Below are 24,137 nucleotides of genomic sequence, written 5' to 3' on the forward strand. Positions count from 1 at the left end.
ACGCGATCTAAATTGTTCACCAGTTGTGCTAGCCTTCACCCCTGAGCAGTCTCAGGGCGTGGGGTAATGGTGTTGCCAGAGAACCAGGAAACCGAGGTAGTAAAGGCGGTCAGGCTCTCCAAAGGGACAACTGAGCGCATCGGGGACGGCCTGACCCTGCCCCCCGGGTTTCCCATCCTAGTGTTCCGTCAGTCGCGCATACCTGTGGAACCGGTGCTGCGTTATGTACACGACAAGTATCGGAAGCGGCCTGCCAGCGCGCTGAGCGTCGCAAATGATCTCAAGGATTGGTGGACCTACCTGCGAGCCCACGAAACGCCATGGGATGCCATCGATGAAACTGACATTCGATACTACGCAGACATCATGGAGCAGACTGTATCGCCGCTCACGCATGAGCGATACAAGAGAAAGACGATCAGGAAGCGCATCGGCTCAGTTCGCAACTTCTACGCGTGGGCAAGTGCCAAAGGCATCCTTGACTGCTCCGTGGACCTCTCCACTACAGACTACTCAAGTAATTCTGAGCAGCCTGGTGTGCGTGCGAAAGTAAGGGACGCTGGCACTCTGATGCCTGGCGCAACGTCAGGCGAAGACGATCACGTCTTAGCCCTTTCACATCAAGATGTCTTTGCTGTCTTTGCAGAGCTTGGACCGTTGCCAAGTGAGAAGACGTGGTCAAGCGATAGTTCCCGAGACCGGCTAATTGCGGAGCTCGCGTTAAACACCGGAATGCGTAGGGATGAGATTTCTCATCTCACCCTACTTCAGATACTGAACCTCCACCCAGATCACGCAATCGAGCATGGAGCCTGCCTGCTGCCAATCTCCAAGACCAAAGGCCTCCGCGCACGGAAGGTCGAGGTGCCGAATTGGCTGATCAGAGAACTTAGGACATACGTTGATACGGAAAGAGTGGAAGCCATAGCCCGGCTTGCGGATGCAGGTGTTAACGATGCCAAGCGACTGTTCGTGAACGGCGTGTCGGCAAAGCACAATGCTGGCCGATCCATTAGCAACGACACGATTGACAGGGCGTTCAGGCTGGCAGTGCTTCGGTCTGGCAGAGTGATCGAAGCCCCGCGCTTTGATCCCGAAACCGGCACGGCCTATTCTGCGCAAGCGCCTCAGTTCACCTTCCATGCTCTGCGGCACACTTTCGCAATCTGGCGTTACTACGCCGAGTATGCCGCTGGAATTCATGAGCCCTGGAAAATCGTTCAAGTGCTATTAGGGCATAAGAGCCTAGCCACGACTCTGGCCATTTATCTGCGCCCCTGCGCAGTCTTCGAGGGCCAGGTGTCGGATGCCGTAGTTCGGCACTTCAATGCGATCCGATCTGCTGCATGAAGCCGACCCGCTACGACCAAGTACGAGCTAAAGAGCCGACACTGGCGTCCGCCTACAAGGATAAATTCCCAGAGCTGGCGATGCATCCGAGTGGACTCGTGCTGACGGCCACTTTTCCCACGCCGTTGGAATCCAAAGGTGAACAGCGGATCGATCTAAGTTTTCTAGCGGCTGTTCCTCAATTGCAGGAGGCTCTTTCGCAGGGGTTTGTGCTGATAGGGCGTCGAAGTGAAGTAAAGACGAGGTCAGTCCTCGGGACTTCGCTGCGCACCGGTTTCATCGAGTTCTTGAAGCACACCTCTAGAGAATCGATATCCGTGGAAGGGATCACGACCGAACTCCTTCAGGAGTTTCTCGCGTGGTGCGGCCGTGAAGAAAACGGAAAGCCAGTTTGGGAGAAGGGCACCCAGAAAGGTAAGTACCGCGCCCTCACGGGGATTATCCGTACGATGCGCAGACATGAGCTGTGGAAAGGCTCATTCCCACCGGGCCTTCGAATTCCGGTGATGGCGGATCCCAAGAAGTTCTACGAGCCCACGAGAGTTCTGGATAACGAATTCTGGGAAAAGGTATACATCGCCGCAGTGGAGGAAGTGGTGTCACGGCGGATGGCGTTCGCCGAATTCGAACGCATGAGCGCTGACGCGGTTCGAGAATATGCACTCTTCAAGGTGTCCGCGAAAGCGGAAACGCCGGCCGTCTTCTCCGAAAGCATGACGCTAGCACTCGGGGCTTTGCTGACAGCTTACGGCACCGGTGCCATCTGCACCCGGGAGGAGCTGTCGCTTCGAAACAAGGCTTTGTACGACTACCTGTTTGGCGGAGCAGCAAACGCGTCTGTGGTGAAACAGTTTGCTGAGAGCCTCTATCCTTCGCGAACTCGCCAGCTCGTGCCCTACCTGCTGTTGTACGCGATGTACTTTTCGTACAACCCTTCTACCGCGATAAACGCAAAGGTGAGCAACTTCAGGACGGTGTCGGTGCTCGGCAGTGAACGATTCTGGGCCAATCCCTACAAGACCAAATCCAGGCGGTCCCAAATCCGAACATGCGGCATCTCGGAAGATGCTGCGAATCCGCATGCGATGTACGGTCAGCTGATCAGGTGGACGGCGCGACTACGTATGAGCGCCAAGCCTTGGTGTAAGGACCGACTGTTTCTGTTCAGCGACAAGCTCCTTGACGGACAAGAGGCCGGAGTCCGTGCTGTCACAGGTTTTTCTGTAGGGGCCGCCATCCGGGAGTTCTGCGACGACCATGGACTTGACCAGTTCGTCTTCAAGCAACTGAGGCCCAGCTCGCTGGAACAGGTACGCGTCCTCTTTGATGGAGACATTCGTGCCTCGCAGGTGGCCGCTAATCACCGAAGCCGAGACACGACCGATCGATCCTACACCTCCGACGCGGAGCGACAGCGACAATGGGAGCGCCTCGGGGCCGGCATTGCGCTGCGCAGCCGGTGGGTTGAATCCGACGGCCTTATCGACGCTCGATCGAGTCAAGATGATGCACACGACGTAGGCGCTGCAACGCCTGGCTGGGGGTGTCTCTATCCATTCCACTCCCCGATGGTGGGGCAGGTGGCCGGCAAGCTATGCACGGAATATGGCGGATGCCCCGTATGCCCCCACGCTCAACTCGACATTGATTCCCCTGCATCCGCTAAGAGGGTTACCCAGCTCCGCGAGCTCATTCTCAATGCTCAGACAAAAATTCCAGCTCAACGATGGCTGAGTACTTGGGCGCCGAGATTGAAGCGGATTGATCAATTCTGGCTGCCCCAGTTTCGTCCGGAAACCCTCGCAAAGAGCGAAATTCTCATTCTTACACCGTTGCCGCCGATCGACTAATGAACAGCACTGCCGCAAGAGACACGCTTCAGCAGCGGAATGAAGCTGATGCCAGACACAGTCGTAGGGTCTCAAGACGGTCGGAATGGGCAGACAAGGTCTGGTTTCTGGACTCCGAGCTGAAGAACCTGCACGCCAGCTTCTGCAGCGTAAAGTGGGACTTCGATATGCCTGATGGGTCTGCATTTGTCGACAGCCGATGGGAGCTGTTGCGCGAGGAACTACGATGCTTTGTGTGGAGCCTTCTCAAGGCTCCACAGGAGGGACTTCCGAAGAAGGCGCAAACGCTTCATCGACATAGCTTCATCTGGCGGCCGTTAGTTCGATGGATGGCGGAGCACGACTTCACCGATCTCTGTCAGCTTACCAACTCAGCGTCATGGAACTTCCTTTCGGACTATGTAATCGAGATTGAGAAGGACGGGCGCGAGTTATCAGTTTCTGCCGTCAGGACTGCAGTATCGGTTCTACAACTACTCTGGACCCAGAAGCCCTACATGGAGAAGGAAGGCTATGGCTCACTTCCAGAGGCCCCTCTCGATGGCTTATCCGGCAGCGAGTTGGCTCGACGGCTCAATGCGAAGATCGATGAACGCGTCCAGCCGGTCCCCGAGGAGGTCGCCCTTTCCATTCTCAATGCGGCACATCGCTGGATCGGACCGATGGCAAATGACGTGATTCGGCTGGCCGAGGATCATTTCTCCTGGAGATACTCGGACCGATCAAGGAACGCCCAGAGTCGAATACGATCCACCCGATTGTCGATGTTGAAATGGAAGTCGTCCATCTTGATCGGCGACACCAAGCCTTGGCTAACCATAAAAGAACGGCAGGAAGAGCTTTCATGGGACGGCAACCTCTTCAAACCGCGAGTTCGGAATCTCAATGTCGGGAGAAAGGTATCAGCTACCATCGATGATCTGCGAGATGCCTGCATACACGTCATTCAAAGCGAATCCGGGGTCCGGATCAGTGAGATGGGAAGCTTCCAGTCCGGGATTGGTGAAGCATCCCAGCTTCCCTCCTGCATAAGCATCAGAACGTCCCAGACGGGACTGAACGATCTGTTCTTTCTGCGGGGTACGACCTACAAGCTTCGCCCGATGCCTGAAGAGACAGAGTGGCTGATCGGCATGCGGCCCAGGGGCTCTGATTACATCCCGCCGCCTGTGCGCGCCGTCCAGATTCTTGAGAGGCTCTACAGGCCTTGGCGGCAGTGCGAAGGGGCGCCGGAGGAGGTTCGCACATCCTTGCTGCTGTCGTTCGTTCAACTGGGGTTCCGCCCATTCGATGAGCCGGCCTCGGCAGTCGCGCCGATGCAGCTTCACTCGATTCGGGATGCCCAGCGTGAGTTCATCGTACGCAATGTTGATCTGGCATCGTTACCGGCGACTAGCGCTCGTGGCGAGGATTTGAGTGCGTACAAGGACACCATGGGAGGATGTGTCGCTCCTCGCCAATGGCGTAAGAACTTTGCTCAGTACCTGTGGCGCGTAGATAGTCGCATGGCGCCTGCGATCGCACAGCAGTTCAAGCATTTGTCCCTGGCAATGACCGAGGAAGCGTACATCGGAAACGACATTGTTCTTCTGAAAGACATCAACTCCGCCCGGACTCAAAAAACCGTCGAACTCTTCAGGGCTTGGTCGAAGAACGATCAGGCCTCGGCGGGCTTCTTCTCGGGTCGGCTAAGGGAGCATCGACGCCAGATTGCCGTGCTAGTTGAAGGAAAGTCTGAGGAGGAAGCAACCAGCGCCATTCGAGACTACGTGGTCACGAACGATCTGCGCATCTGGTTCTCCGACCACGGGCACTGCTTCATTGGCTTGAACCCTGACGGCGCAAAATGTCATGAGAAGGCCGGTACGTCGTCTTGGAGCAATCAAGCTCCGAACGTGGCCACCCGGGAGCCGTCGGTCTGCGCCGGGTGCAGTCACTACTATGTTGATCATGACCATCGTGACTACTGGCAGCGACGGCTCGATGCGCATGAAGTGCTTGCGCTGGCATCGAAACGTGTCGGTGAAAAGCCACCGCGCGTCGTGCAGCTACGGCTCGCCCAAGCGAGATCAGTACTGAGACGGATTTCCATTCAGATGGAGCACACCTGATGGGGCGCACTAAGCGGGAGGAATGCGACCCTGCGATTGAAAGGGAGTTCCTGGAAGCCCTGCTGCGCTTGGAGGCTGGCAGCCCGACGCATCCGGACCTCATCGCCAGGGCCAAGGCACATCGATTGAAGATTAATTTCTCTACGGTGGCGAAAGAAGCAGGCCGAGCGCGTGGTCTCATCGCCGTTGAGGATTCGCAGTATGTAAATGCCCGCAAGCAGGTTCTTGCTAAAATGCGGCCGGCAACGCCCGAGACCTCGTCGGTGAACGTCATCGCCGATCTGCGTAAGCGCGTGGCCGATCTCGAGAGGCAACTCGCAGAGGCGGATTCCGTCAATGCAACCCTAATGCTCCGGGTCCACGAAGGAGCAGCAGAGTTGCAGAGAGCCAAGGAGCATGTCGCTCGATTGAGGGCCGCCCGCGACCAGCTTCAGGCCCGAAAGGACCAGAAGCTCATTCAATTCCCAGGTAGTACGTGAGTAGAAAATGAACAATGTAACCACCGAAGCTCCCGTTCTCGACCTTAGGTCGCTCGTGCCTACAACGTCGAAGACTTTTGAGCGGCTCCGGGAGTCGCTGATTCGAGACATGGGTCGCGCAATTGTTGACTACAACATGATTGTCGAGGGTGACGTTGTAATGTGTGCCATCAGTGGCGGCATTGACTCAATGTCAATGCTTTCATTGCTGATGGATCTTCAAAAGCGCGCGCCAATTGATTTTCAGATCATCGCCGTCAACCTGGATCAAAAGCAGCCGGGCTTTCCGGAGGAGGTTCTTCCTCGGCACTTCGAGTCGCTTGGTGTGCCCTACAAGATCATTGAGCAGGACACATACTCCATCGTCAAAGAAAAAGTCCCGGAAGGGAAAACGATGTGTGGTCTGTGCAGCCGGTTGAGGCGAGGCATTCTCTATCGCGTAGCCAAAGAAATTGGTGCAACGAAGATCGCGCTTGGCCACCACATGGATGACATGATCGAAACGCTGTTTTTGAACATGTTCTTCGGCGGGCAGCTTAAGGCGATGCCTCCGAAGTTGAAAAGTGATGATGGGGGGAACGTAGTAATACGTCCCATGGCGTACTGCGAAAAGCGAAACCTTAAGAGATTCGCTGACGGCATGAAGTTTCCAATCATCCCTTGCACCCTTTGCGGTTCCCAGGAGAATCTGCAAAGACTCCAAATGCGAAAGATGATTGACGAGTGGGACAAAGTAGATTCGCGGCGCAAGCACAACATCTTCCGCTCGATGCAGCACATTCGTCCCTCGCAGTTGGCAGACAGGGAATTGTTTGACTTCTTTTCGCTTTCGAGGGAAGAGATGGGGGCAGACGAAAGCGTCTAGTGAGACAGGTGCGCGTGTATGAGGAGAGAGCCTGACGTTTGACGGCGGACATTTGCGGCTCAGCCAATCGTCAGGCCTTCCTGCTCGTTCGAGCCAAGAAGCCGCCGTACAAGGCCGAGGCGGTGCCTAGGTAACGGGCAAGCGCACTAGCGCACTACCTGCTGATGTAAGTGCAGAAGCGGCGAAACACGATCCACTTCCTCCTACCGAGAGCTGGCTCGGCGGACGCGCTTCAAGATCATGATTTGCTGATTCTGGCCCGGGACGAGATGAAGGCCCAAGCGCGAGCTCCCTCCCGAAGTACTGAACTTGCTTGCGCATGAAGTATAGTGTATAGTGCATCTATACACTACACACTAGGATTCAGCTTCGCCGATGATTGCCCAGGCTCCAACCCAGCACGCTGTCTTGATTTCCTCGGGCCCTCGCCCGAGCGCCAAGCGCTGGGCTCGTTTCGTCCGTCCTGACCAGCTTCACCATCGGGCGCAAGTGCGTCGCATCGTCAAGGAATCCAATGGTGCAGCGTCCGTCGTGCTTGCTCCAGACAACGGCATCCCCGAGGGCGTGCGGGCCGGCCAGTTCCTGACCCTGGTCGCACAGATCGATGGCAAGCCGGTGAAGCGGGCGTATTCCCTCAGCGAGCTTCCGAAAGACGGCACGCTGACTATCACCAGCAAGCGCGTCGAGGGCGGCGTGATGTCGGCGTACCTGAACGCGCGGCTGCGCGAGGGTGACTGGCTTCAGTTCGCAGGCCCCAGTGGCGACTTCGTTCTGCCAGCGCAAGCGCCGGGTCACTACGTCTTTGCTGCAGCGGGTTCGGGCATCACCCCGATGATGGCGATGCTCGACCAGCTGCTGGGGCAGGAACACCGCACCACGCCGATCACCCTGTTCTATGGCAACCGGCGCGAGCAGGACATTCTGTTCCGCGAGCGCCTGGATGCTCTGGCCCGCCGGAACAAGAACCTCGACGTCCGCTACGTCCTTAGCAAACCCGAAAAGGGCTGGGACGGCCATCGCGGGCGCATTGGCGGCGACGCATTGCGGGATGCCGCGCCGGGTGCTGCGGTGCACTACTTCCTCTGCGGTCCGGATAATTTCAACGACTCGCTGCGCCGCCAACTCGTCGCGCTCGGGGTTCCGCCACAGGCCATCGCCAGCGAGCGTTTCACGACCTTCGCGCGTGAATCGCGCCCGCATCCCAAGGACCCGCATCCGGTGCTGTTCCGGGTGGGGGGGGCAGAGAAAGAGGTAACGGTGCGGCCCGGCGAAACCCTGCTGGAGGCGGGTCTGCGCGCGGGCGTCGCGCTGCCTTTCAGTTGCACGATGGGCGGCTGCGGACATTGCAAGGTGAAGGTGCTCGATGGCGACGTCGCCACCGACGCGCCGAACTGCCTAACCGAACCCGAGCGCCAGGCCGGCTACGCACTGGCCTGCTGCGCCTACCCGCATCGTCAGGCGACTATCACCGTCGTGGAGACAGCATGATGAGTGCTGCCGCGGAGTCCACCTACCGGATGGCCGAAGTGGTTCGGCGCTCGGGCGTGACCCGGGAGACCATCCACTTCTACCTACGTGAAGGGCTGCTCCCACCGGCCCGCAAGACCGCGCACAACGCCGCCCTCTACGGCGACGAACACCTGCACCGTCTGCGATTGATCCGCTCCTTGCGTGAGGAGCATCTGCTGCCCTTGAAGGCGATCAAGAGCCTTCTCGACGACCAGCCGGAACTTCAGTTCAGTGCCGACCAGTTCGCCACGCTGCAAGCCCTGCGTCGTTTGAGACTCAACGACCTTCGTCAGCAGAGGCCCGGCGGCGACTGCAAGACCGCAGGCGATCTTGCCGGTGAGCTGGGCCTTACCCCCGGCGAGCTGCAAGAGCTGCGCGACATCAAGCTGCTCACCTCTGCCGATAACGAGGCGCTCGACGCCGACGAGGCCGAGTGCCTGCGGCTCTGGACCGTGGTGCGCGATGCCGGCATCAACGCCGAAAAGGGTTTCAGCCCTCGCGACATCGGCTACATCGATCAGGCCGCCAAGCTGCTGTTCGAGCGCGAAGTCGCTTTGTTCAAGGACCGCGTTCAGCAGTTGCGCCCGGCTGAGATCGATTCGCTGTTGCACACCGTTATCCCGGCCATCCACCGGCTGCTGGTGATCCGCCATGAACGCATGATTTCGGCGCTGCTGGAGGTGTATGGGGCCTCCGCAGCGCAGACGACCCCGTCCCAGGAGGAGAGAACCGTATGAGTACCGCCACCCCCGCTGCCCTGAAACTTGGCCGCATGTTGAACGGCCTGCCGCTCAAGATGCAGAACAAGGTCACGCAGACGATGGAGAACATCTCACTCGTCGCGGAGATTCGCGACCCCAAGGTCGGGGCGAGCATGTTGCCCTCAGCTTACCGCGGCCTCTGGCAGCGCAAGGGCAAGGGCGACGATTGCGTGCCGATGAAATCCGGCCATGCCGTGCATTTCGACCTGAACTACGGCACCGACTTCCCCGAGATGTATGACCTTTACCGCCGGGCAGTCGCCAACCAGTGGGACGGCGAATGGCAGCTCGACTGGAGCACGCAGGTCGATCCGATGAATCCAGAAACGCCCATCCTCGGCCACACGCCGTTTGCGCCGTTCGATGGGCTGGAGGCTGCGGGTGTGAAGCTCGACGCTACCGAAAAGCAGAAGCTCAACTACCACTTCGCGGCCTGGATGCTGTCGCAGTTCATGCACGGCGAGCAAGGCGCGCTCTACGCCTCTGCGCAATGCACGGAAGCCGTCAGTTGGGTCGATGGCAAGCTCTATGGCGCCACCCAGGTGATGGATGAGGCGCGCCATCTGGAGGTGTTTCTGCGTTACCTGGAGACCAAAATAGAGCGTGTATACAAGGTCAACGACAACCTCTTCGTCATCATCGATGACCTGCTCACCGACTCGCGCTGGGACGTGAAATTCCTCGGCATGCAGATCATGGTCGAAGGGCTCGCGCTGGGTGCCTTTTCCACGATGTACAACCAGACCGGCGAGCCGCTGCTGAAGAACCTGCTCCGCTACGTGATCCAGGACGAAGCCCGCCATGTCCACTATGGCGTCTTGGCGCTTCGTGAGCACTTCACCAAGAACCTCTCTGCCTCGGAGCGTCGCGAGCGTGAGGATTGGGCTTTCGAGGTGGCGATGCTGATGCGCAACCGCTTCTTCGCCCACGAAATCCACGACGAGTGGTTTGCGCACCGCGTTCCGCGCGCGACCTGGAACCGCTTGATGGCCGAGTCGCCAGCCATGACCAAGTTCCGCAGCATCATGTTCCAGCGCCTGGTGCCGAATCTCCAATACATCGGCCTGCTCTCGCCCCGCATGGAGAGCTACTACGAGAAGGCTGGCCTGATGGCCTACGCCGGCGGCAAGAACGCCAGCCAGCTCTCTGAGCAGGACCTGCTGCGCGACAATGACGCGCTCGCCCAACAGGCCATCGAGAAGCTCCGCGAGGCAGCTTGAATAGGCTATACCCCATCGCCGACGGCTCTGCCGCCAGCGATGGGGTATGCAGCGCCGCATCCACGCGCCCGTCTTCCCATTCCGATTCCCATGACCACGGCTTCCCTTCGACCCAGCGATTGCCAGGACGCTGCCGCGACGCAAACCATCTCCGGGGCGCTATGTCCCACCGCCATCATCAATTCCGACCACGCTGCGGTCATACGGTTCGCGCAAGCGCATGAAAGAGCAGGCCAGCCCATGCGTGAAAAGGCCGTGGCGCTTTACTACGCCGTTCGTGACGGCTTCCGCTACGACCCCTATCAGCTGGATCTGACCCCCTACGGCATGAAGGCCAGTCGCGTGCTAGACACCGGACACGGCTGGTGCGTAACCAAGGCCGTGCTGCTGGCCGCCGCCTGCCGGGCTTTGAGCATCCCCGCCAGAGTCGGGTTTGCCGATGTGCGCAATCACCTGTCCACGGCGCGTCTGCGGGAGACGATGAAGACCGATATCTTTTACTGGCATGGCTACACCTCGATCCGGCTTGATGGCGGATGGGTCAAGGCGACGCCGGCGTTCAACATCGAGCTGTGCGAACGCTTCGGCTTGCTGCCGTTGGAGTTCGACGGCCGCGAGGACTCGATCTATCACCCCCTCGACCGTGCCGGAAACCGCCACATGGAATACCTGTCGATGCGCGGCGAGTTCGACGACGTTCCGCTCGCCAGCATGGTGACGACCTTCCGCCAGCACTACAGCCAGATGAGCCGTCTCGAAGAGTCAAACTTCGACGATGACGTGCGTAGCGAAGTCGCATCCGATCGATGAGGCCTGACATTCCTGAGGACAGCATGGCGGCCACCGACGCCCGATTCAACTCTCTGGGCGATCCGGTCGCACTTGCTCGCTTCTTCTGTGAGCGCGTCCCGCACAGCCGCGACCTCGGCATGGCGATCCTGCCAACAGAAGGGCCGCAGGCCTGTATGCGTCTGGTGCCGCAAGCTCATTTTCTGGATGAACCCGGCGAATCGATATGCAGCAGCGTGCTTTATTCGCTCGCCGACTCCGCAGCCGGCCTGGCCGTATTCGCCGCCACGCGGACGCTGACGCCAATCGCCACGCTGGACCTGCGGATGAACTACCTGCGGCCCGCGCCGTGCGACCATGCTCTGGTCGTCGATGCGAGATGCGAGGCCGTTACCGACGATGTGGCTTTCGTGCGTTGCCTGGTGCATGCCGAAGGCAGCCGGGAGCAGTTGGCCACGGGCGATGCCACCTTCATGCGTAGCACCCGGGGCCGGCGTTTTGACGCCGCGCCGCCACTCGACACACGGCCTGCGAGCTTGCTGCAGACGGCCACTCCGGCGCCGAACCTCAGTAAACCGGCCCGCTCCTACGCGCAGTATCTAGGCGTTGAAGTGCTTGGTGGGAGTGATGGCCTGCGGCTGCATCTACCTTTCCGTGAAGCGCTGATCGGCAATATCCAGATTCCTGCCCTGCATGGTGGCGTGCTGGGTGGTCTGATCGAGGAGGCCGCGCGCGTGGCCGTCGGAGCTGGCCAGGGCGAGAACAGCGCGCTGCGGATCCTCAACTGCGACATCGACTATCTGCGTTCGGCGCGGACGGTGGACTCCTACGCCACGGCGGAGATCGTTCGCCGCACCCGACGCACCGTGCTGGCCAGGGTCGTCTGCTGGCAGTCGGAGGATCGCGTGCCGGTGGCAACCGGCCGCGTGCAGATTCTTCTCAATTCGTCCACCGCCAGTGCGGAACCCTCTGCGGCGGAGGCATCCGCGTGACCGCGACTGCCGAAGCAATGACTTTGGGTAGCGATGCGCATGCCGGTCGCATGGGCGTTGAACCCGTTGCCATCGTCGCACCGGATGGCCAGGAGATCACCGTCTGGCGCTGGCCGCACCAGCGCGGTCGCCCGACGCTGCACTGGGCACACGCCACCGGCTTCCACGGTCGCACCTATCACCCCTTGCTCGATACGCTGGCCGAAGACTTCAACGTGCTGGCCTGGGACATGCGCGGCCACGGTGCCAGCGCGGCAGCGGGCGCACTAAGCAGCTTCCGTGGCTGGCGGACTTACTACGATGACCTCTGCGCGCTGGTCGAGAGTCAGGAAGAGCCAGTCTGGCTGGCCGGCCATTCGATTGGCGCCACCGCCAGTATCATGGCGGCTGCCCGTCTGCCAGCGCGTGTGCAGGGCCTGGTGCTGGCCGAGCCGGTGATCCTCGACCGCGTGCAGGGTTTGCAGCTGCGCACCGCCAAGCTGCTGCGGCAATCGCACCGCTTCGGTTTAGCTGCGGGGGCGGCGCGCCGCCGCGCGCATTTTGCATCCCGCGCCGAGGCCGTCGAGAAATATCGCGGGAGAGGCGGCTTCCGCAGTTGGCCAGCGCCGTGGCTGGATGCTTACGTCGAGCACGGCTTCGTGGATGACGACATGGGTGTTCGCCTGGCCTGCGCACCGGCTTGGGAGAGCGCGACCTTCACGCATACCGAGCACAACGCCTGGCCAGACATCCGCCGATTGCGCTGTCCCGTCATCGCACTGAGCGCGTCGCATGCTTCGACCTTTGCGCCGGCCGCGCGTCAGCGCTTGAGGACTGTCTTGCCGGCTGCCGAGGTCACTACCGTGACGAACACGACGCACTTTTTGCCAATGGAGCATCCGCAGGCGGTCGCGGACGCCATCAGGCGCCTGCTGGCGCAGCAAGCCGGGACGCGCGCACAGACAGACGGCCAAACGCAATGAGAACGCAAGCCATCCGCCTCTCGCCGAATCCGCTGGTCTCCTCATCTCCCAACGATGCAGCATCTCCTGCGCGCCATCTTTTCGCGATGTCGCTGGCTCTCCTATGTGGTGCGCTCATGAGCTGTAAGCGCAGCGATGAACCCGTCACCGAGCCCGCTCCATGGGTTTTGAGCGTGGCGCTAGAGCCTGTTTCAGGCACAGCAGTGGTCGTGTCCGGCACAGTGCGCGCACGCTTCGAGACGCTACTGTCCTTTGAGGTCGGTGGGCGCATCGCGGCGCGTCTCGCCGAAGCCGGGGACAAGGTAGTGGCTGGTCAGCCGCTTTTTCGGTTGGATCCGAAGGACTTCGAGCAGTCCATGCGTGCTGCTGAAGCGGACCTTGCCTCCGCGCAGGCCGCAAGAAGCCTGCGTGGTGCCGACCTGGCTCGCGCAGAAACCTTGTCAGCGCAAGGCACGATCAGTCGCCAGGCGCTGCAACGCGAGCAGGTGGCGGACGAGCAAGCGCGCGCGCAGGAGCAGGCCGCAAAAGCCCGGCTTCAGCAGGCGCGCAATGTTCTCGGCTATTCGCGTATCTCCGCTCGGCAAGACGGTGTGCTGATCGAGGTCACCGGCGAGCCAGGCCAAGTGGTCGCCGCCGGCGAACCCGTTGGTCGTCTAGCCAGCGGGGCCCTACACGAGGTCGAAGTCTTTCTGCCCGAACGGCTGCGCCCGCCTGCGAGCGGCCTGCTGCAGCTGGATGACAGCTCGACACTCAAGCTGACCCTGCGCGAGGCAGCAGGTGCTGCGGATGCCATCAGCCGCACCTGGCGTGCGCGCTATCAGCTGCCGCAAGAAGCCGCGCAATTGCCGCTGGGCACCGTAGTGCGTGCACGCTTCGACGTTCCGCAACCAGAGCCAGGACAGAAAGTGGACCAAGCAGCCACAGCAGAGGTCTATCGCGTGCCCCTCTCCGCCGTTGACGAGCGCGGCGAAGGTCCTCGAATCTGGCGTATGACCAACGCCGGTGTGGAGCCCGTTCCGGTGCGGGTGCTTACGCTTGAAGGAGACACCGCACGTGTGCAGACTTCACTGCCGCCGGAGGCGCGCATCGTCGCTGTCGGCGGGAATTTGCTGCGACCTGGCATGGCGGTGCGCGAGCGGCGGCAATGAGGCTTCCCAACCTATCCGCACTTTCTGTGCGCGAGGGCGCGGTCACTCTTTTCTTCCTGCTGCTGTCGCTCGCCGTCGGGGCCTACACCTTCTTCAGCATGGGGCGCGCCGAGGACCCCAGCTTCACGCTCAAGGTGATGGTGGTATCGGCGCTGTGGCCTGGGGCCGACGCCGCAACGCTGCGCGATCAGGTCGCGCAACGTTTGGAAAAGCGTATCCAAGAGGTTGACGAAGTCCATCACGTCGACACCACTATCCGCCCCGGCCGGGTGGACCTCATGGTCGAGTTTCAGGACTACATCAGTAGCGAGCGTGCCCGCCAGTTGCGTTACGAGGTGCGGCGCCGGATGGAGGAGGAAGCGCGAACACTACCGCCTGGAGCCATCGGTCCCATCGTCAATGAAGACTTCAGCGATGTCTATTTTTGCCTGTTGTCGCTGACCGCACCCGGCCTGCCGCAGCGGCTGGTTCTGCGTCAGGCTGAAGCCATCCGCGACCGGCTGCAGGCCGTTCCCGGAGTCCACAAGGCCTTGCTGCTGGGGGAGCGCCCCGAACGCTATTACGTGGATATCGACAACGACAGATTGCTCAATCTGGGCATACCGCCGGAGCAGATTTTCGCTGCTCTCGAAGACCATAACCACCTGTTGCCGGCTGGCCTGATCGAGTCCCGCGGACCGCGCATCTATTTCCGCGTGGACGCCGACCTTTCGGACATCAAGCATCTGCTGGCGCTTCCGATCCGCATCGGCGAGCGCATCCTGCGTCTGGATGAGATTGCCGCCATCCATCGCGGCTACGAAGAACCTCCGAGTTACCTCGTTCGCGCGGTCGGTGAGGACGCGGTGCTGATCGGAGTGGTCATGAAATCCGGCTTCAATGGTCTGACACTCGGCAAGTCGCTGGACAAATTCCTGACCACAGAACACGCCCAACTGCCACTGGGCATCAATCTAACCCGGCTTACCAACCAAGCCGAGTCAATCGACCGATCAGTCAGCCTCTTCCAGCTGAAGTTCTTCATTGCCGTCGGCGTGGTGCTGCTGGTGAGCGCGGTGGCAATCGGCCTGCGCGCTGCCCTGGTGGTGGGCATCGCTGTGCCAGTGACCTTGGGATTGACGTTCTTCCTGATGCACCTCGCCGGACACGATCTCAACCTTGTGACACTGGGTGCGCTGATCCTTGCGCTCGGCCTGCTGGTGGATGACGCCATCATCTCCATCGAGATGATGCTGGTAAAAATGGAGGAGGGCCTTGATCGTCTGCATGCGGCCGCTTTCGCCTGGACGAGCACGGCCGCGCCGATGCTGTTCGGGACACTGGTCACCATCGCCGGCTTCGTGCCCATCGGCTTTGCAGCGTCGAGCACCGGCGAGTATGCCGGAGGCATTTTCTGGGTTCTGGCCTTTGCCCTGCTGCTGTCTTGGATCGTGGCCGTCACCTTCACCCCCTATCTCGGCGCGCGCCTGCTGCCGCCGCCAGCAGCTACCGTTGCACAGCACGGTGGGGCCGGCTTGTATGACACCTCCGGATATCGCCGTCTGAGAGGGGTTATCGAATGGTGCGTGCACCGTCGCCGCACCGTCGTCGGTGGCACTGTGGTGCTGCTGGTGCTGTCGGTGCTGGGCATGATCCTATTGGTGGAAAAGCAGTTCTTTCCACCCTCGGATCGGCCAGAGGTGCTGATCGACATATACCTGCCGCAAGGCAGTTCGATTGCCGCCACCGATGCTGTGGCGCGGGCGGTCGAGACGCAGCTCGTCAAGATGCCGGGCGTCCGAAGCCACTCCACCTACGTCGGTGCCGGAGCACCACGATTTTTCATTTCGGCGTCTCCGCAGTTGCCCAATCCAGCCTTCGCCCGTGTGCTGGTGATTAGCGAAGACGTTGCCGCGCGCGAGACCATCATCAGCCGGCTACAGGCCCAGATCGACGGCGGAGCTTTCCCTGGCGTGATGGTGCGCGTTTCCCGGCTGCGTTACGGGCCGCCGGTTGACTGGCCGGTGACGATGCGCGTGCTTGGCGATGATCCTGTCGAGCTGCGCCGCATCGCGGAGAAGGTGCGAGCCGCAATGGCTGCACACCCCAACACGCGGATGACCCATCTGGAGTGGGACGAGCGGGTGCCCACCATCAGGCTACGTGCCGATGCCGAACGCCTGCGCCTGATCGGCCTGACACCACGCGACGTGGCCGAGCAAATGCAGGGGGAGTTGCACGGGAGCACCGCGACGATCATTCGTGAAGACGTACGCAGCGTCGAGCTGCGCGTGCGTGGCTCTGAGGCCTATCGTCGAGACGGCGGTTCGCTGGAACTGAAGACGCGCGAAGGGCGCAAGATTCCAATTGCGCAGCTCGGCGACTTCGTGGTGGACTTCGAGGACCCGGTGCTGCGGCGGTACAACCGGCGTCTCTACATTCCTGTACATGCCGATATCGAAGGGGCGCAAGTCAATGACGTGACCGCAGAAGTATGGCGATCGCTGGAGCCACTTAGATCGGAATTGCCGGACGGATACAGCATCGAGATCGGCGGCTCGGTCGAACGCTCGAAAACAGCCAATGCTGCCATCCAGAAGCTGCAACCCTTGGTTGTAGTGTTGATGATGAGTTTCATCATGCTTCAGATGCGCAGCTTCTCAGGCATGTTCATGGTGCTGGCTACTGCACCGCTCGGTCTGATGGGAGCGGTCGCGGCACTGCTGCTTTCAGGCATGCCCTTCGGCTTCGTGGCCACGCTGGGCATCATCGGCCTGGCGGGCATCCTCATGCGCAACACGCTGATTCTCACCCAGCAGGTGTCCGACAACCTCACCGACGGGATGAGCACTTACGCGGCGGTCGTCGAGGCCGCCGTTCGACGCGCACGGCCGGTGGTTCTGACCGCCGCCGCTGCTGCCTTCGCATTCATTCCCCTGGCCTTCAACGGCTTCTGGGGACCGCTGGCAGTGGTGCTGATTGGCGGCGTTATCGTCGGGACGGCGATCACGCTGCTTTTTGTGCCCGCGCTCTACGCGCTCTGGTATCGGCTCCCCACCCGAGATACGCCCGCCTATGCAAAAGGAGCTTGAAGATGTCTGCATGAGACTCGGCCACATCGGCAACATTTACGGATAGAGCTTCGCTGATGATGCCTGAACGGAGACCTCCGCAGCTTTTATTCCAATTTCTCGTTACGGTCAGCAGCGAACGACCGACACCCAATCTTGCGAAGACTCTCCATGCGCAATGCCGTAGCAGCCCTGCTCAGCTTCCGAAACTAGGCAGGCATGCACCACACCCCGGCGTGGGGCTTCAAGCGGGCCCGCGTTGGGGCTTAGAACCTGTCGCGGACCATCAGGGGGAGTTCTTCTTCGCACTTCCTGCGCAGCTTCACGGAAGCCGTCATTCAGCTCCCATGGAGCCACTGCGCAGTTTCGCTGAAAGCAGCTGCGCAACAAGCTGGCGGACTGTAGAAAAAAGGGAGGCCAGAATCGCGATCCTTCCTTGGATTCTGCATCGCCACCGTGCCTACTGGGGGAACGCAGGATTGTTCAATCCTGATCCACCGCCGGTGACCGCGGACCGCCATTAAGGTCGACTCAGCAGTTCTGCGACGAGCGCACTGCCGCCGCAGGGCGGCAGTCCCTAGCTCAGTTGCGCCTCGGTCGGGGCTGTGTAAGGGGGGAACTGCCGGTACAATATGAACCCTATAGTATTCATTGGTAAATGGCACCCCATATGCTGTTCGAAAAGCCTTTCATCACTTTGCCGCCCAACTCAATGGGAAGAGATTTCTGCATTGGGGACCTCCACGGCTGCTTGGAGATGCTGAACCGGTTGCTCTTCGAGGTCCGCTTCAACCCCCGACAGGATCGCTTGTTTTCCGTCGGAGACCTGGTGCACCGCGGGCCTTCGTCAGTTGAGTGCCTACGGCTGGCGGAAAAGCCTTGGTTTTATGCTGTCATGGGCAATCACGAAGCCATGCAGATGGGGGCCTATCGTGGCGCCATTTCATCGGAACGAGGCCTGGTCTATTCGATGTGCGAGTACTTCGGTCCGAATGATCCCTTGCGGCCTGGCAATAACGATCAGGCACGCATGGAGAAGATACTAAGCCGTCTGCCGCTGGCCTTTGAAATTCTCCTGGCGGATGGGCGCAAGGTCGGCATTGTCCATGCCGGCCTACCCAACGAATGGACCTGGGCAGATGTTAGCGACATGCACGAGCATGGATCAGACCTGTACGAGAGATACGGCCGTCTTCAGAGACGAATTCTCTGGGATCGAAGCACGACGATCGCCGCTGGCATTGCTTCCATCCCTGACATCGAAAAGGACATCCACCGCCTGTATCCGCCAGCGACTCGCTTCGAGCACGAATTGGCGACGTGCCCCGTCTTGGGGCTTGACCTGCTGGTCTCCGGGCATACAACCCTGGCCTCCAGGCAGCCGCTTTTAGCGCGAAATCGTCTGCATTTGGACACCGGCGCCGGTATGGAGGATGGTCGACTGACCTTGGTCGAGTTGCTCTCGGGGTACTACTGGCAGGTGCCCGATCCTCGACGCGAGCCGGATATGCCCGTGACCGAGTACGCGAGTATCCCGACCACGCTCCCTAACCTATCGTGGCTGAGCGATTCGGAGCGAGCGGTACTGCAAGTGGCCAACGAAAAATCAAGAGATCATTGATCTCGCAGCCTCGATGCAGACGTCTGAGTGTCCTGCTCGGTCCGCTTTATCCACCTCGTGGGTTCCCCCCGGCTACATTGATACGCCCACGAGAGGGCCTAATCCTATCAGCGTTCGGTGCCTTGCCCTGCAGTTGCGATACCTCGTCGCTCACCTGTCTGAGCAATGCGGCGGGCGTGGTCCGCGTGAATATGGCGTAGGTCAGCACGTAGAGGGAAAGCGGGCTGACACGCATCTTTCCGGCGAGGGCATCCACCTTCTCGAGCGTCGGGCTTTTCATCCCCCGTTCCAGGCTGCTGATATAGGTTCGACTCGAGACATCGCTGAAGTCCTCCTGGCTGAGGTCCGCATACAGGCGAACCTTGCGAAGGGACTCGGCAAACGCGCCTGCAAGCTTCATGGTGGCTCCCGAAGAGGAGCCACCTATTTAGTTTCTTGCACACTATAGAGCTACAATCTATAGTGTTCATTAATTGCAATATCCCAAGGCCCGCGCTTTCCGCGCCGCAGCGACACCATGCATCTGTGTCTCCATCCGGATAGCGGCGAACTAGAGCTTAGGGCTGTGCTGCCTGAGCATGTCGCCGAGGCGCTTGCGATCCAGCTGGAGCGCATTGCGGATAAAGTAAGCCGCGACGCGCTATTCCGTCGGGTGTCGACAGTTGTGGCCGACGCTGTTGCCCATACGTTGGACTTCGACCTGCAGCCGCCGACGGATCGACAGGTGCGCTTTGCCGGCACCATAGCTCGCCACCTGGGCGTAGACATTCCCGCCGATGTTTTCCGCTTTCGCGGCCCCATGACGCGCTTCCTGGATCAGCATGCGCCCACCTTCCATGCCCGGGTAAGCCGGCGAAGCGGCTCGGCGACGCCTGATGACGCCGCCGATATCATCGGGCGGCGCTGGTCCTGATGCTGGGCTGTGCCATCGCCCAGAGGGCACGACATTCCCGCATGGGATGGCTTTGCAACCACAATCAAAGAGCTGCTTGGCTGCCGTGCCCCGGGATATTACAGAACGCCATCTCGTTGCGCACAAAACGCCAGCCAACTCGCGCGGCGACACCAGCAGACTTGCGCACTACCTTCTGACGGCGAAGCAGCGAAAAGTGTTCTCGATCCATCTGAATTGACAACGATATCTACTGCGTCGATTGTCGTTGGGATTACCAAAGCGGAAGACATATCCAAGGCGAGTCACTTGCGCTGTGGCCTTCAACCAAGACTTCCAGCGAACCGCTGTGCCAGCCGCTGCTTCTTGAACGCCTCTACCACATGCTCCACGAAAACACGGGTCTTGGCTGGCAGCATCGTCCGCGTCGCGTAGTACAGTGAAATAGGGCCAGCGTCCGCGTACCACTTCGGTAGGACACGCACCAGCCTGCCGCTTTCCAAGTGCGGCGAGGCATGCGGCACCGCGACTAGTGCGACGCCGAGGCCGAGCAGCGCGCTGCGACACATCGCCTCGGGATCGTTCATCACCAGCGTATCGGTCGTCTGCGCAGCCATCTCCTGGCCGGCGACATTCCGCATGGTCCAGTTACGGATGCGCCCGGTGCGGACGGACCGCATGCCGATGCCGGTGAACTTGAGCAGTTCCGAGGGATCGGTGGGCAGGTCTTTTCCGGCCAGATACGCGGGCGAAGCCACCGCGATGATGTGCGCCGGAGCCAGCGGCCGGGAGACGACGCCGGGCGCCAGCTCGATGCCGCCCCCGATCGCCGCGTCGAAACCCTCGGAGATCAGATCGACCTGGCGATTCTCGAAGTCCCAGTCGATGCGGATATTCGGGTAGCGCGCCAGAAACTCCGGCAGCAAGGGCAGCAGGTAATCCATGCCGAACGTCAGCGCCATGCTGACCTTGAGGACCCCCGCCGGCTCCTCGTCATCCCGTGAGACATCGGCGATGGCCGACTGCAGTCCGCGCAGATGTCCACGGACCGTTTCCAGGAAGCGCTCGCCGGCTTCGGTAAGCGTGAGCTTGCGTGTACTGCGCTGGAACAGGCGCACGCCGAGATTGCGTTCCAGCATGGCCACGTTGGGGCTGACGGCCGCCGGCGTCAGGCCCAGCTGGCGGGCGGCGGCGGAAAAGCCGCCGTTCTCGGCGCTGCGGACGAAGGACTCCAGGTTGGCCAGCGTTTCCATGCTTCGCCCTATTTTCAATCAAAAGTAATAAATGAAACCAATCATTACCCACTAATCAAGGGTCAATCAAGTTGGGAGACTGGCCTCACTTTCCAACCCCGCAGGAGATTCACCATGAACCAGCAGCTCCCCCTCAGCGGCAAGGTCGCCCTCGTCACCGGCGGCTCACGCTCTATCGGCGCCAGCATCGCGAAGCGGCTCGCCCGCGATGGCGCCGCCGTCGCCATCACCTACAGCGCGTCTCCGGACAAGGCGCAGGCCGTCGTGGATGAGATCCAGGCGGCGGGCGGCCGGGCTGTTGCCATCCAGGCGGACGCGGGCAACGCCGAAGCCGTGCGCGCCTCGGTGCGCCAGACGGTGGCGGAGCTGGGCGGCATCGACATCCTGGTGAACAACGCCGGTATCGCCATCAACGCGCCGATCGACGAGTACAAGCTGGAGGACTACCAGCGCATGATCGATGTCAACGTCACCGGCGTGTTCGTGGCGACCCAGGAGGCCGTGCGGCATATGAAGAAAGGCGGCCGGGTGATCCACATCGGCAGCTCGATGACGCGCTATGCGGCTTTCGGTACCGCGTCCGTGTACACACTGACCAAGAGCGCGGTGTCGGGCTTCAACCGCAGCCTGGCCCGTGACGTCGGGCCGCGCGGCATCACGGTCAACACGGTCCATCCCGGTCCGACGGACACGGACATGAACCCAGCCACTGGCCCCGTCGCGCAGATCGTGGGCCCGGGCCTGGCGCTCGGCCGCTACGGTCAGCCGGGCGAGATCGCCGGCGTGGTGGCCTTCCTCGCCGGACCGGACGGCTCCTTCGTCACGGGTGCCGACATCGTCGCTGACGGCGGCTTTACTGCCTGATACGTAGGAGACCTCCATGAGCACTATCGGAATCATCGGCGCCGGCAGCATCGGCTCGGCGTTTGCTCGCGCGCTGGCGCGCGCCGGCCTCCAGGCCACTCTCGCCAATAGCCGCGGCCCGCAATCGCTCGCGCAACTGGTCAAGGAACTCGGGCCCTCGATCATGGCGGGGACGCGAGAGGAAGCGGCGTCGAAGGACATCGTCCTGGTCGCGGTGAACTGGTCGAAGCTGCCGGAGGCGCTGAAGGGACTGCCGGACTGGGATGGTCGCATCGTCATCGACGCGAACAATCCGATCGAGGCGCCGCTGTTTCAGCCGGCCGAGCTGCATGGCCGTGTATCGAGCGAGGTGTTTTCGGACCTCGTTCCGGGCGCGAAGGTGGTGAAGACCTTCAACCACCTGCAGCCCGCGCTGGTTTCAGGTGATCCTCGGGCTGAGGGTGGACGGCGCGTGCTGTTCGTGTCGGGCGACGATGCAGCGGCCAAGGCCAAGGTGACTGCGCTCATCGACCGGCTCGGCTTCTTCGCGATGGACCTCGGTCCATTGGCGGTGGGTGGCCGGCTGGCTCAGTTCCCGGGTGGGTCGCTGCCTACGCACAATCTGGTGAAGTTCGGCTGAGGCAGCCCTAAGATGGGCGCCGATCTTCATCGATCGGCGCCCGCTTGTTGCGGTCAAGGGTGCGCAGGCTCAGGGAGGAGGGTGAGCAGGAAGCTGATGCCGTTGAGCAACTGGCTGATGTAAATGCGCAGCGTCTTGGCGTCAGTGCGCATTTGCTAGGGGGCCGATGCGCAGACCGGCTGGCGTGGGGCAGACGATTCGCTGGTTGCGGCGCCAGAGTCGTTGAACGACACTGAAGACCGAGACTCCCGGTTCGCTGTGAGACCAAGCTCATCGAAACCAGTCGAATCAGCTTTAGCCCGGCAGCGCCCGATTCGGCTACAAGAAACAAATCGGCTGCCATCGGATACATCAATTTATTCATGCATTTATTAATATGCTGAACGATTTATATCCGATAGAAGGCAAGGACAGCTACACCATGCTGGACATGCTGCTGCAGCTGCAGCAGAAGGCGCCGGTGAAGTTCGAGCTGCTGGCGGTGAACCTGGACCAGAAGCAGCCCGATTTCCCCGAGCACATCCTGCCGGAATACCTGAAGGCGCTGGGAGTGCCGTACCACATCATCGAGCAGGACACCTACTCGGTGGTCAAGCGCGTGATCCCGGAAGGCAAGACCATGTGCTCGCTGTGCTCGCGGCTGCGCCGCGGCTCGCTGTACAGCTACGCCGCCGAGCACGGCTACACCAAGATCGCGCTGGGGCATCACAAGGACGACATCGTCGCCACCTTCTTCCTCAACCTGTTCCACGGCGGCAAGCTGTCCGCCATGCCGCCCAAGCTGCAGTCCGACGACGGCCGCAACGTGGTGATCCGCCCGCTGGCCTACTGCCGCGAGCGCGACATCGCCGCCTATGCCCAGCTCAAGCAGTTCCCCATCATTCCCTGCAACCTCTGCGGCTCGCAGGAGCAGCTGCAGCGCAAGCAGGTGCGCCGCATGATGGAGGGCTGGGAGAAGGAGCACCCGGCGCGCATCGAGCAGGTGTTCGCGTCGCTGACCAACGTGGCGCCCTCGCAGCTGGCCGACACCAAGCTGTTCGACTTCGCCGGCCTGGGCGGCGATAGCCGCTCCGGCGGGGACTGGCTCATGCCGGTCGCCGAGGGCGGCGACGAGACGGGTCATGTTTGACGACCCGCGCCGCCTCTACTTCTTCTTCGACTTCATCTCGCATAACGCCTGGCTGGCCTGGACCCGCGTCCCCGCGCTGGCACAGCGCCATGGCCTGCAGCTCGAGCCGGTGCCGGTGCTGTTCGCCGGGCTGCTCAATGCCCACGGCCAGAAGGGCCCGGCCGAAGTGCCGGCCAAGAACCAGTGGATGATCTGGAACGTGCTGCGCAAGGCACGCCAGCTCGGCATCCCGCTGGCGCCACCGCATTCGCATCCCTTCAACCCGCTGCAGCCGCTGCGCCTGGCCTGCTGCGGCCTGCCGCCGGAGCAGCGCCACCGGCTGATCGACGCGCTGTTCCGCGCCACCTGGGCCCAGAGCCGCCCGGTGAGCGAGCCGGACACGCTGCGCGCCGTGCTGGCCGAGACCGGCCTGGACGCCGACACCTGGCTCAGCGATGCCGCGGGCCCCGGCAAGGAGCGCCTGCGCCAGAACACCGATGCCGCGGTGGCCGCCGGCGTGTTCGGCGTGCCGGCGATGATCGCCTGCAATGCCGCGGGCCGCCGGGAACTGTTCTGGGGTTACGACGATCTGGAATACATGGACCTGTTCCTGCAGGGCCAGGATCCGCTGGGCGCGCGCGAGGATCACGCCGCCTGGCTGCAGGTGCGCCCGAGTGCGCAGAGGCCTCGCTGA

21 protein-coding genes are annotated in these 24,137 nt (G+C 61.3%); 19 read left to right on the forward strand and 2 right to left on the reverse strand.

Features of this window, described 5'->3' with window-relative positions; translation table 11 throughout:
* Positions 1-66: 66 nt before the first annotated feature.
* The 14 genes from QT386_RS15445 (at position 67) to QT386_RS15510 (ending at position 18,707) form a co-directional block, all read left to right on the forward strand.
* Positions 67-1,350: a site-specific integrase gene (locus tag QT386_RS15445; RefSeq protein ID WP_104229444.1), complete on the forward strand. Its 1,284-nt coding sequence runs from the start codon at positions 67-69 to the stop codon at positions 1,348-1,350.
* On the forward strand, positions 1,347-3,200 hold the full coding sequence (locus QT386_RS15450; protein ID WP_289274649.1) for a hypothetical protein: 1,854 nt from the start codon (positions 1,347-1,349) through the stop codon (positions 3,198-3,200). Before QT386_RS15445 ends, QT386_RS15450 begins: the two co-directional genes overlap by 4 nt.
* The gene (locus tag QT386_RS15455) at positions 3,200-5,311 is read left to right on the forward strand and encodes a hypothetical protein (RefSeq protein ID WP_133164242.1); all 2,112 of its coding nucleotides are present in this window, start codon (positions 3,200-3,202) and stop codon (positions 5,309-5,311) included. The genes QT386_RS15450 and QT386_RS15455 overlap by 1 nt, the downstream gene beginning before the upstream one ends.
* Complete coding sequence (locus tag QT386_RS15460) at positions 5,311-5,790, forward strand: hypothetical protein (protein ID WP_104229447.1); 480 nt, start codon at positions 5,311-5,313, stop codon at positions 5,788-5,790. The genes QT386_RS15455 and QT386_RS15460 overlap by 1 nt, the downstream gene beginning before the upstream one ends.
* 7 nt (positions 5,791-5,797) lie before the next feature.
* Positions 5,798-6,655 carry a tRNA 2-thiocytidine(32) synthetase TtcA gene (gene ttcA, locus QT386_RS15465; RefSeq protein ID WP_104229448.1) on the forward strand — a complete coding sequence of 286 codons (858 nt, stop codon included), beginning with the start codon at positions 5,798-5,800 and terminating at the stop codon, positions 6,653-6,655.
* 489 nt (positions 6,656-7,144) lie between these two features.
* Positions 7,145-8,143, forward strand: coding sequence for a ferredoxin--NADP reductase (locus QT386_RS15470; protein WP_165797346.1), 999 nt, complete (start codon positions 7,145-7,147; stop codon positions 8,141-8,143).
* Positions 8,140-8,901, forward strand: coding sequence for a MerR family transcriptional regulator (locus QT386_RS15475; protein WP_207765984.1), 762 nt, complete (start codon positions 8,140-8,142; stop codon positions 8,899-8,901). Before QT386_RS15470 ends, QT386_RS15475 begins: the two co-directional genes overlap by 4 nt.
* Entirely contained in the window at positions 8,898-10,145 is a 1,248-nt protein-coding gene (locus tag QT386_RS15480) for a ferritin-like domain-containing protein (RefSeq protein WP_104229450.1), read from the forward strand. Before QT386_RS15475 ends, QT386_RS15480 begins: the two co-directional genes overlap by 4 nt.
* 90 nt (positions 10,146-10,235) lie before the next feature.
* Entirely contained in the window at positions 10,236-10,955 is a 720-nt protein-coding gene (locus tag QT386_RS15485) for a transglutaminase family protein (RefSeq protein ID WP_104229451.1), read from the forward strand.
* 23 nt (positions 10,956-10,978) lie between these two features.
* Positions 10,979-11,926: a PaaI family thioesterase gene (locus QT386_RS15490; RefSeq protein WP_165797347.1), complete on the forward strand. Its 948-nt coding sequence runs from the start codon at positions 10,979-10,981 to the stop codon at positions 11,924-11,926.
* 50 nt (positions 11,927-11,976) lie between these two features.
* On the forward strand, positions 11,977-12,888 hold the full coding sequence (locus tag QT386_RS15495) for an alpha/beta fold hydrolase (RefSeq protein ID WP_104229452.1): 912 nt from the start codon (positions 11,977-11,979) through the stop codon (positions 12,886-12,888).
* On the forward strand, positions 12,885-14,036 hold the full coding sequence (locus QT386_RS15500; RefSeq protein WP_207765986.1) for an efflux RND transporter periplasmic adaptor subunit: 1,152 nt from the start codon (positions 12,885-12,887) through the stop codon (positions 14,034-14,036). The genes QT386_RS15495 and QT386_RS15500 overlap by 4 nt, the downstream gene beginning before the upstream one ends.
* Complete coding sequence (locus QT386_RS15505; protein ID WP_104229454.1) at positions 14,033-17,107, forward strand: efflux RND transporter permease subunit; 3,075 nt, start codon at positions 14,033-14,035, stop codon at positions 17,105-17,107. Before QT386_RS15500 ends, QT386_RS15505 begins: the two co-directional genes overlap by 4 nt.
* A 649-nt stretch (positions 17,108-17,756) precedes the next feature.
* Positions 17,757-18,707: a metallophosphoesterase gene (locus QT386_RS15510; RefSeq protein ID WP_165797348.1), complete on the forward strand. Its 951-nt coding sequence runs from the start codon at positions 17,757-17,759 to the stop codon at positions 18,705-18,707.
* Between the two features lie 46 nt (positions 18,708-18,753).
* On the opposite strand, the gene QT386_RS15515 is transcribed toward QT386_RS15510, so the two are convergent.
* The gene (locus QT386_RS15515) at positions 18,754-19,107 is read right to left on the reverse strand and encodes a helix-turn-helix domain-containing protein (protein WP_104229456.1); all 354 of its coding nucleotides are present in this window, start codon (positions 19,105-19,107) and stop codon (positions 18,754-18,756) included.
* A 117-nt stretch (positions 19,108-19,224) separates the two neighbouring features.
* Here QT386_RS15515 and QT386_RS15520 point away from each other — a divergent pair, with 117 nt between their 5' ends.
* Entirely contained in the window at positions 19,225-19,620 is a 396-nt protein-coding gene (locus tag QT386_RS15520) for a hypothetical protein (protein ID WP_289274650.1), read from the forward strand.
* Positions 19,621-19,922: 302 nt separating this feature from the next.
* Here QT386_RS15520 and QT386_RS15525 read toward each other — a convergent pair whose 3' ends face one another.
* A complete protein-coding gene (locus QT386_RS15525) occupies positions 19,923-20,852 on the reverse strand; it encodes a LysR family transcriptional regulator (protein WP_289274651.1) in 930 nt (309 codons plus the stop codon).
* Positions 20,853-20,966: 114 nt separating this feature from the next.
* Here QT386_RS15525 and QT386_RS15530 point away from each other — a divergent pair, with 114 nt between their 5' ends.
* The 4 genes from QT386_RS15530 (at position 20,967) to QT386_RS15545 (ending at position 24,137) form a co-directional block, all read left to right on the forward strand.
* A complete protein-coding gene (locus QT386_RS15530; RefSeq protein WP_104229459.1) occupies positions 20,967-21,716 on the forward strand; it encodes a 3-oxoacyl-ACP reductase family protein in 750 nt (249 codons plus the stop codon).
* Positions 21,717-21,732: 16 nt separating this feature from the next.
* Positions 21,733-22,335: an NADPH-dependent F420 reductase gene (locus tag QT386_RS15535; protein WP_104229460.1), complete on the forward strand. Its 603-nt coding sequence runs from the start codon at positions 21,733-21,735 to the stop codon at positions 22,333-22,335.
* A gap of 376 nt (positions 22,336-22,711) precedes the next feature.
* Positions 22,712-23,464: a tRNA 2-thiocytidine(32) synthetase TtcA gene (gene ttcA, locus QT386_RS15540; RefSeq protein ID WP_289274652.1), complete on the forward strand. Its 753-nt coding sequence runs from the start codon at positions 22,712-22,714 to the stop codon at positions 23,462-23,464.
* Positions 23,457-24,137, forward strand: coding sequence for a 2-hydroxychromene-2-carboxylate isomerase (locus QT386_RS15545; protein ID WP_289274653.1), 681 nt, complete (start codon positions 23,457-23,459; stop codon positions 24,135-24,137). Before ttcA (QT386_RS15540) ends, QT386_RS15545 begins: the two co-directional genes overlap by 8 nt.

Source organism: Solimonas sp. SE-A11, assembly GCF_030345715.1.
Classification (GTDB): domain Bacteria; phylum Pseudomonadota; class Gammaproteobacteria; order Nevskiales; family Nevskiaceae; genus Solimonas_A.

Bases quoted from the DNA above. Each gene is read 5' to 3' on its own strand.
- QT386_RS15445 (WP_104229444.1), top strand. From the start codon at position 67: ATGGTGTTGCCAGAGAACCAGGAAACCGAGGTAGTAAAGGCGGTCAGG.
- QT386_RS15450 (WP_289274649.1), top strand. From the start codon at position 1,347: ATGAAGCCGACCCGCTACGACCAAGTACGAGCTAAAGAGCCGACACTG.
- QT386_RS15455 (WP_133164242.1), top strand. From the start codon at position 3,200: ATGAACAGCACTGCCGCAAGAGACACGCTTCAGCAGCGGAATGAAGCT.
- QT386_RS15460 (WP_104229447.1), top strand. From the start codon at position 5,311: ATGGGGCGCACTAAGCGGGAGGAATGCGACCCTGCGATTGAAAGGGAG.
- ttcA (WP_104229448.1), top strand. From the start codon at position 5,798: ATGAACAATGTAACCACCGAAGCTCCCGTTCTCGACCTTAGGTCGCTC.
- QT386_RS15475 (WP_207765984.1), top strand. From the start codon at position 8,140: ATGATGAGTGCTGCCGCGGAGTCCACCTACCGGATGGCCGAAGTGGTT.
- QT386_RS15480 (WP_104229450.1), top strand. From the start codon at position 8,898: ATGAGTACCGCCACCCCCGCTGCCCTGAAACTTGGCCGCATGTTGAAC.
- QT386_RS15485 (WP_104229451.1), top strand. From the start codon at position 10,236: ATGACCACGGCTTCCCTTCGACCCAGCGATTGCCAGGACGCTGCCGCG.
- QT386_RS15490 (WP_165797347.1), top strand. From the start codon at position 10,979: ATGGCGGCCACCGACGCCCGATTCAACTCTCTGGGCGATCCGGTCGCA.
- QT386_RS15495 (WP_104229452.1), top strand. From the start codon at position 11,977: ATGGGCGTTGAACCCGTTGCCATCGTCGCACCGGATGGCCAGGAGATC.
- QT386_RS15500 (WP_207765986.1), top strand. From the start codon at position 12,885: ATGAGAACGCAAGCCATCCGCCTCTCGCCGAATCCGCTGGTCTCCTCA.
- QT386_RS15505 (WP_104229454.1), top strand. From the start codon at position 14,033: ATGAGGCTTCCCAACCTATCCGCACTTTCTGTGCGCGAGGGCGCGGTC.
- QT386_RS15510 (WP_165797348.1), top strand. From the start codon at position 17,757: ATGCTGTTCGAAAAGCCTTTCATCACTTTGCCGCCCAACTCAATGGGA.
- QT386_RS15515 (WP_104229456.1), bottom strand. From the start codon at position 19,107: ATGAAGCTTGCAGGCGCGTTTGCCGAGTCCCTTCGCAAGGTTCGCCTG.
- QT386_RS15520 (WP_289274650.1), top strand. From the start codon at position 19,225: ATGCATCTGTGTCTCCATCCGGATAGCGGCGAACTAGAGCTTAGGGCT.
- QT386_RS15525 (WP_289274651.1), bottom strand. From the start codon at position 20,852: ATGGAAACGCTGGCCAACCTGGAGTCCTTCGTCCGCAGCGCCGAGAAC.
- QT386_RS15530 (WP_104229459.1), top strand. From the start codon at position 20,967: ATGAACCAGCAGCTCCCCCTCAGCGGCAAGGTCGCCCTCGTCACCGGC.
- QT386_RS15535 (WP_104229460.1), top strand. From the start codon at position 21,733: ATGAGCACTATCGGAATCATCGGCGCCGGCAGCATCGGCTCGGCGTTT.
- ttcA (WP_289274652.1), top strand. From the start codon at position 22,712: ATGCTGAACGATTTATATCCGATAGAAGGCAAGGACAGCTACACCATG.
- QT386_RS15545 (WP_289274653.1), top strand. From the start codon at position 23,457: ATGTTTGACGACCCGCGCCGCCTCTACTTCTTCTTCGACTTCATCTCG.